Genomic DNA, 7,578 nt, shown 5'->3' with positions numbered 1-7,578 from the left:
CGGTGAGTCGCGGCGTCGTGCAGCGCGGCAGCGAGCGCGTCGCCGAACGCGGCCACGGCGTCGCGTTCCCGGGCGGTGGGCGGAGCCGACCGGGGAAACCGCACCCGCAGTCGACCCACCGGGGCGGCGCCGACCGACAGTGCCCGGCTCAACTCGTGCTCGTCCGGCTCTGTCTCCTCCGGTGGGTCCGTCTCGCGGTCGGCCGTTTGACCGCTGGCGTCGCCCCGGTACCGGTGCCACCGGCCGTCGGCCCGGGCCACGTCGACGTCCACCAGTTCGGCGTTGAACAGCGTCAGCGCACCGGTGACCGCAGCGCTTGCCACCCCCCGCTCGTCGAGCTGGTTGAGGGCGGCGGTGGCCTCGGCGAAGGCCCTCCAGGTGCGGCGCTCCAGATCGGAACGCAGCCGGTACCGGTAGGTCTGCTGGAGCAGCCAGAGCAGCGGCGGCAGCAACAGCAACCAGCGCGGGTCGAGCTCCAGCAGAGCGACCACCACGAGGCCGACCGCCACGTTGCCGACGAACATCAGCAGCTTGCCGCGCAACGCGGCGAGCAGCGGCGGCCCGATCGGCAGGCCGTGCCGCAGGCCCAGCGTCACCCCACCCAGCCAGGCGGTCACCAGCAGATAGGTCACCGACCCGGCGACCACAGCCAGCGCCAGCATCGGGGTGGGCGGGGAGAGCAGTGGCCGCCCGAGCGCCGTGGTCACGGAGACTGCCAGCGCTGACGCGGCGGCCAGCGACGCGGCGATCCGGACGATCTCCAGGGCCGGGCGGCGGTCGTTGTGCAGGGAGAGCACCGTCCAGGCCAGCCCGGCGCCGAGCAGCGTGGCGGACGGGAGCCAGCCGGCCGGGGTCAGGTAGAGGCAGACGATCAGCGCCGCCTCACCCCAGGTGATGCTGACCATGCCGGCGGCCGAACGGAACCGGAGCCGGGCCAGCTGGGCGAGGCCGAGGACGGCGACCGCGATGCCGAAGCGGGCCGGACCGCCGAGCGGGTCGTCGGCCGGCAGGCGGGCTGGGAGGGTCAACCCGACCGCGGCGGCCACCACGGCGGTCAGCGTGACGGCGGCGGTGAGCACGAGTAACCGGCCCGGGGTGCCCCGCACCCCGAGCCGGTCGAACGAGTCGTTGGCTGGACCGGAGGTCATCGACCTCCCCCGTCAGCCGACCGACCGAGGTTGCGGCGGGCTGCCGGTGCTGTGCTGGTCATCGGCGCCCCCTCCCGCACACGGCTCGGAGACTTTTGGTCCCCCGGCGGAAGGCTAAGCCAAACCGGGTGGTCGCAACAGGGGGCGACCACCCGGTTCGGCGTGATTCATGGGGCGACTACCCGTTCCGGTGCTGCTGGTGCCCGTTGGGAGCGGGCGTGGATGAATCACGCCCCCCGGTCCCGTCTGTCGGATCGACGACTGCCGCATCGGCCCTGGTCGGGTCGGTCGGCCCCGTCTGCTGCGGGAACTGGTCCGGCAGGCGACGCAACCGAGAGTTCATGTTGCGGATCAGCAGGATGGTCGCGGTGGCCAGCAGCAGGATGAGGAACAGGCCCATCGGGCCGGCCAGACCACCCGTGCGGGTGTCCCCGAAGTTGTTCTCCGCGAGCACCTGGGCAGCGGTCAGCATGGCGTTCCTCCGATGTGCGGTTGGTAACCAGGGTAGACCCGCCCGGAATCAGCGTGCGTGCGCCGTCTCCCGCACCCCGGCGAAGAGATCCGACTCGGGCAGCGGGCTGTCGACCACCGAGCGGGCCAGCTCGTAGTCCTCGGTCGGCCAGGCGCGCTGCTGCAGCTCCATCGGCACATGGAACCAGAAGCCGTCCGGGTCGACCTGGGTGGCGTGGGCGCGCAGCGCGTCGTCACGGACCGGGAAGTATTCGGCGCACTCGACGCGGGTGGTGATCCGAGGACCCTTGTCGGGCCGATCCTCCCACCGCTTGAGCCACTCCTCGTAGGGCGACTCCAGACCCGCGGCCAGCATGCCCTCGTGCAGGGCCATGATCTTGCCCTTGGAGAACCCGATGTCGTAGTAGAGCTTCAGCGGCTGCCAGGGTGCACCCAGCTCCGGGTAGCGCTCCGGATCACCGGCGGCCTCGAAGGCGGCCACGCTCACCTTGTGGCACATGATGTGGTCGGGGTGCGGGTAGCCGCCCTCTTCGTCGTACGTGGTGACCACGTGCGGACGGAACTCGCGCATCAACCGCACCAGGGGCCCGGCGGCCACCTCGACGTCCTGCAGGGCGAAACAACCCTCGGGCAGCGGCGGCAGCGGGTCACCCTCGGGCAGGCCGGAGTCGACGAAACCGAGCCAGGCCTGGTCGATGCCGAGGATCGCCCGCGCGGCGTCCATCTCGGCACGCCGGATGTCGGCGATGTTGGCCCAGACGTCGGGTCGGTCGAGCTTGGGGTTGAGCACGCTCCCGCGCTCGCCGCCCGTGCACGTCACGACCAGGACATCCACCCCCTGTGCGACATATTTCGCCGTCGTCGCCGCGCCCTTGCTCGACTCGTCGTCCGGGTGCGCGTGCACGGCCATGAGACGCAGTTGCTCTGCCAACTTCGGCGCTCCTCGTCTGTGCCGGACGGTGGACCCGACCGGGCTCGACCGGCTGACCTGCCGGGATCTTCCTCACCGCACCCTTGTCGCCGGTCAGCAGCGCGCGCATGACCTGCCATTCCTGCCGCTGGACCGGGTGGGAGGATGGGACTCTGCCATTCTTGCTGATGCCGCCGACAACAACGCCAGGAGATACCCGCCGGTGACCGAGACGCACGCCACAATTTCATCAGGCGCGCCGGTTTTTCCGGCCGGGCGCTACGGCCGTCGCCGGGCACCGGGCGGACGGCGGCGACGCACGCTGCTGGCCGCACTGGTGCTGCTGGCGCTCGTGGGGACGCTGACCGTGATCTCCGTACGGCTATACCGCCAGTACGGCGACCCGGTCTACGACGCCCAGGTGATCACTTATACGGACATCACCGACAACCAGATGCTTGTCGACTTCCGGGTGACGGTGCCGTCGGGTGGATCGGCGGTCTGCCTACTGCGCGCCCGGGACCGCGCGGGTGCCGAGGTGGCCCGGGAACAGGTCACGGTGACCGCCCAGCCGGGCAACCGGCACGTGACGACCCGACACCGCCTCGCCACCACCGCACGGCCGTTCATCGGCGAGGTCCTGCGCTGCCGCCCCCCGTCCTGACCTGCGGGAACAGCCCTTTCGACGGCGGCAGCGACCCATCTACGCGCGGTGTCGGATCCGGGCACCGGCGGTGATGGCCGACACGCTGTGTCGTACCGCACTGGTAACTTGGTAGTTCACCTGTCAGCCAGCCACGCACAACTGAGGAGAACGCCTGTGTCCACTGGCAACGAGGCGCCCGCCACCTGGCTGTCGCAGGACGCGTACGACCGCCTCCAGGCCGAGCTCGACGAGCACATCGCCAACCGCCCGGTGATCGCAGCCGAGATCAACGCTCGGCGCGAGGAGGGCGACCTGAAGGAGAACGGCGGCTACCACGCCGCCCGCGAGGAGCAGGGCAAGGCCGAGGGCCGCATCCGCTACCTCCAGGAGCTGCTGCGCACCGCGAAGGTCGGCACGGCGCCGACGGCTGACGCGGTCTCGCCCGGCATGGTCGTGACGATCTACTTCGACGACGACACCGACGACACCGAGACCTTCCTGCTCGGTTCCCGGGAGATCGCCGCCACGACCGACCTGACCGTCTACAGCCCCGAGTCCGCGCTGGGCAAGGCGATCCTGGGCGGCCGGGCCGGGCAGACCTGCACCTACACGGCGCCCAGCGGCGCCGACATCAAGGTGACAGTGGTCAGCTTCGAGCCGTTCTCCGGCTGACGTCGGCGGCCATACGAGCCGCACCCCAGCACCGCTTCCGAGGCGTGACACCCACCGGGTGTCACGCCTCGGCGGCGAACACCACCTGGTAGCCGCTGGCCCGCAACGCGCTGATCAGCGTGTCCGAGTGCTCCACGCCACGGGTCTCGACCGACAACGCCACCTCCACCTCGCCGAGGCCGAGGTGCGGGTTGGCCCGCTGGTGCTCCACATCCACGACGTTGGCCCGGTGCTCGGCGATCTGGCTGAGCAACGACGCGAGCTGCCCCGGTCGGTCCGAACACCGCACCGTCACCCGCAGGTAGCGACCCGCCGCGGCCAGCCCGTGCTCGATCACCCGCATCATCAGCAACGGGTCGATGTTGCCACCGGAGAGCACCGCGACCACCGGCGTCTCCACCTCGACGACGCCCGCCAGCAGCGCGGCGACACCGACCGCCCCGGCCGGCTCGACAACCTGCTTGCCGCGTTCCAGCAGCATCAACAGGGCACGGGAGATGTCCTCCTCGGACACCGTGACCACCTCGTCGACCAGTTTGCGCACGTGGTTGAAGGTGATCTCCCCCGGCCGGCCGACAGCGATGCCGTCGGCGATGGTGGAGAACGTGGGCAGCCGGACCGGCTCGCCGGCCACCAGTGAGGGCGGGAACGCCGCCGCACCGGCCGCCTGGACGCCGATGATCCGTACCTCCGGCCGCAGCGCCTTCGCGGCCACCGCCATGCCCGAGATCAGACCGCCGCCACCGACTCCGGTGATGATCGTCTTCACGTCCGGGCACTGTTCGAGGATCTCCAGCGCGACAGTCCCCTGGCCGGCGATCACGTCCCGATGGTCGAAGGGGTGGATCAGCACCGCGCCGGTGCGCTCGGCGTACGTGTGGGCGGCGACCAACGACTCGTCGACGGTGTTGCCGGCCAACTCGACCTGCGCGCCGTACCCCTTGGTGGCCGCCACCTTCGGCAGCGGCGCGTTGACCGGCATGAAGACGGTGGCGTGCGTGCCGACCAGGCCGGCGGCGAGGGCCACGCCCTGCGCGTGGTTGCCCGCGCTCGCCGCGACCACGCCGCGCTCCCGCTCCGCCGCCGACAAGCGGGAGATCCGCACGTACGCGCCCCGCACCTTGTACGAGCCGGCACGCTGCACGTTCTCGCACTTGAGCCAGGTCGGCCCGCCCAGCGCCGCGCTCAGCGGACGCGAGGGCTCCAGCGGGGTGGTCCGGGTGACGCCAGCGAGCAACTCCCGTGCGGCCCGCACGTCGTCGAGACCGACCAGTTCCGTCATGCCCCCGATCGTGCCACCCGCCCCCGGAGCCCTCGGCGGCGACACCGGCTCGATCACCGCGACATCGCCGACACGGCGGTATCCCTCCCACCTCGATACCGCCACATCGGCGATCCCGAGTCGATCGCCAGTCGGGGGCGGCCGATCATGCGACGGCCGGCGACCCCGTCCCGATCCGGGGGTAGCCGGGGGCGTGGCGCGCCCAGGGGGCGGCCATCTCGAACTGGCCGGCCACACCGAGCAGCAGCAACTCCGAGCCGGGCGGACCGACCAGTTGCACCGCGACCGGCAGACCATCCGGGCGCCGACCCACCGGTACCACCACCGCCGGAAGGCCGGCGACGTTCCACGGTGCGGCGTACGGGGCGTACCGGATGTTGGCCGTCATGTTCGCCCGCCACGACCGCTCGGACCAGCGCGCGGCCTCCGGCGGCGCGGTGGCCAACGCCGGGGTGAGCAGCAGGTCGACGGAGTGGTCGCCGAAGAAGTCGATCGACCGTTGCCGCCACGCCGCCCGGTCGGCCTCCCGCACGTAACCGCGGCGCTGCGCCCACTCGCCCAGCGCGACGTGCCGCCGGGTACGCCGTTGCAGACCACGCCGGTCCAGCCCGGACGCCCGGACGTCGGTGGCGGCCGCGGCGAACCACGTGGCGATGCCCTGCAGGCCGAGCGCGGTGGGGTAGACCGGATCGGCCGGCACCGTGTCGTGCCCGGCGGCGGCGAGGAGCCGGCCGGCGGCGGCCACCGCGTCGCGGTTGGGTTCGTCAGGTGTGACACCCCGCACCGGGGACCGCAACGAGACGCCCACCCGCAGCCGCTGCGGCGGGACCAGCTTCTCGGGACGTCGACCGGCGAGCACCGAGAAGCCGACCGCCGCGTCGGCGACCGTGCTGGTCAGCATGCCGTGTTCGGTGAGGCCGAACCAGTCGTCCGCACCGAGCTGGCAGGGCACCACACCACGACCCGGCTTGAGCCCGACCAGGCCGCAGCAGGCCGCGGGGATCCGGATCGAGCCGAGACCGTCGTTGCCGTGCGCGATCGGCACCAGCCCCGCGGCCACCGCGGCGGCTGCGCCGCCGGAGGAGCCACCGGGGGTACGCGTGCTGTCCCACGGATTGCGGGTCACCGCGCTGTCGTCGTCGGTGAGCGCCCACAGCCCCAGCTCCGGCATCCGGGTCACACCCAGGATCACCGCGCCCGCTCCGCGCAGCCGACGCACCACCTCGTGGTCGGCCTCCGCGACGTCGGTGCGGGCGGCCGTCGACCCGTTCCAGGTGGGCAGGCCGGCGACCGGGGTGTTCTCCTTCACCGCCACCGGAACCCCCGCCAGCGGCAGGTTGGCGAGGTCCTCCTGCTCGTCGACCTTCTCCGCCTCGGTGATCGCCTCGCCGCCGCGAACGGCCCGGAACGCGGCCAGCTCACGGTCGGCTCGGGAGATGTACTCGAGGTGGTCGGCGACGACCTGGGTGGCCGAGACGTCACCCCGGCGTACGCCCCGGGCGATCTGCTTGGCGGTCGCCCCGACCCAGGTCGCCATGATGTCCTGCACGGCCATCCTCCCCAGCGGTCAGCCCAGTGCCTGCTCCAGATCGGCGAGCAGGTCGTCGACCGTCTCGATGCCGACAGACAGTCGCACGAGATCGCCGGGAACTTCAAGCGGCGAGCCGGCAGCACTTGCGTGTGTCATCCGGCCGGGGTGCTCGATCAGGGATTCCACGCCGCCCAGCGACTCGGCGAGCACGAAGAGCTTGGTGCGGTTGCAGATCTCGACGGCGTGGTCCTCACCGCCGGAGGCGCGGAACGAGATCATGCCGCCGAACCGGCGCATCTGCTTCGCAGCCACCTCGTGCCCGGGGTGCGAGGGCAGCCCGGGGTAGATCACCTGGGCCACCTTGGCGTGCCCGTCGAGGTACGCGGCGAGCCGCTCGGCGTTGTCGCAGTGCCGGTCCATGCGTACCCCGAGGGTCTTGATGCCGCGCAGCGTGAGCCAGGCGTCGAACGGGCCGTTGATCGCGCCCATCGCGTTCTGGTGGTAGCGCAGTTCCTCGCCGAGTCCGGCGTCGGCGACGACGAGCGCGCCACCGACCACGTCGGAGTGCCCGCCGATGTACTTGGTGGTGGAGTGCACCACGACGTCCGCGCCGTGCGCGATCGGCTGTTGCAGGTACGGCGAGGCGAAGGTGTTGTCCACGACGAGCAGCGCGCCCGCGTCGTGTGCCACGGCGGCCAGGGCGGCGATGTCGGCGATGCCGAGCAGCGGGTTGGTCGGCGTCTCCAGCCAGACGATCTTCGTGCGGCCGGGCTGGACGGCGGCCCGGATCGCGTCCGGGTCGGAGACCTTGGCCGGGGTGAACTCCAGGCCCCAGCGCTGGGCGACACGGGCGAAGAGCCGGTAGGTGCCGCCGTACGCGTCGTCGGGGATCACCACGTGGTCGCCCGGCTGGCACAC

Annotated in this window: 7 protein-coding genes and 1 pseudogene; 2 read left to right on the top strand and 6 right to left on the bottom strand. The window is 71.9% G+C overall.

Going from position 1 to position 7,578, the window contains the following annotated elements; genetic code table 11:
• The 3 genes and pseudogenes from ACWCO3_RS28300 to mca all read right to left on the bottom strand — a co-directional run.
• Positions 1 to 1,148 (bottom strand): annotated as a pseudogene (locus tag ACWCO3_RS28300) (GGDEF-domain containing protein); the annotation flags it as partial.
• 178 nt (positions 1,149 to 1,326) lie between these two features.
• Complete coding sequence (locus tag ACWCO3_RS28295) at positions 1,327 to 1,620, bottom strand: hypothetical protein (protein WP_145786371.1); 294 nt, start codon at positions 1,618 to 1,620, stop codon at positions 1,327 to 1,329.
• 48 nt (positions 1,621 to 1,668) lie between these two features.
• Positions 1,669 to 2,550: a mycothiol conjugate amidase Mca gene (gene mca / locus ACWCO3_RS28290; protein ID WP_145786370.1), complete on the bottom strand. Its 882-nt coding sequence runs from the start codon at positions 2,548 to 2,550 to the stop codon at positions 1,669 to 1,671.
• Positions 2,551 to 2,752: 202 nt separating this feature from the next.
• Between mca and ACWCO3_RS28285 the strand changes: the two genes are divergently transcribed.
• Both ACWCO3_RS28285 and greA read left to right on the top strand, forming a co-directional pair.
• Positions 2,753 to 3,193 carry a DUF4307 domain-containing protein gene (locus ACWCO3_RS28285; RefSeq protein WP_145786369.1) on the top strand — a complete coding sequence of 147 codons (441 nt, stop codon included), beginning with the start codon at positions 2,753 to 2,755 and terminating at the stop codon, positions 3,191 to 3,193.
• Positions 3,194 to 3,349: 156 nt separating this feature from the next.
• Positions 3,350 to 3,847, top strand: a complete 498-nt coding sequence (greA, locus tag ACWCO3_RS28280; RefSeq protein ID WP_145786368.1) for a transcription elongation factor GreA — start codon at positions 3,350 to 3,352, stop codon at positions 3,845 to 3,847.
• Between the two features lie 61 nt (positions 3,848 to 3,908).
• On the opposite strand, the gene ilvA is transcribed toward greA, so the two are convergent.
• The 3 genes from ilvA to ACWCO3_RS28265 all read right to left on the bottom strand — a co-directional run.
• Entirely contained in the window at positions 3,909 to 5,129 is a 1,221-nt protein-coding gene (ilvA, locus tag ACWCO3_RS28275) for a threonine ammonia-lyase (RefSeq protein ID WP_145786367.1), read from the bottom strand.
• Positions 5,130 to 5,274: 145 nt separating this feature from the next.
• Positions 5,275 to 6,684 (bottom strand): amidase, encoded by a 1,410-nt coding sequence (locus tag ACWCO3_RS28270; protein WP_145786366.1) that lies wholly within the window; start codon positions 6,682 to 6,684, stop codon positions 5,275 to 5,277.
• 12 nt (positions 6,685 to 6,696) lie between these two features.
• A partial coding sequence (locus tag ACWCO3_RS28265) for a cystathionine gamma-synthase (RefSeq protein ID WP_450012922.1) occupies positions 6,697 to 7,578 on the bottom strand: 882 nt, incomplete at its 5' end.

The organism is Micromonospora sp. NPDC002411 (assembly GCF_053592955.1).
The sequence above is the reverse complement of the archived record's forward strand: the minus strand, read 5'-3'. Positions and strand labels throughout refer to the sequence as shown.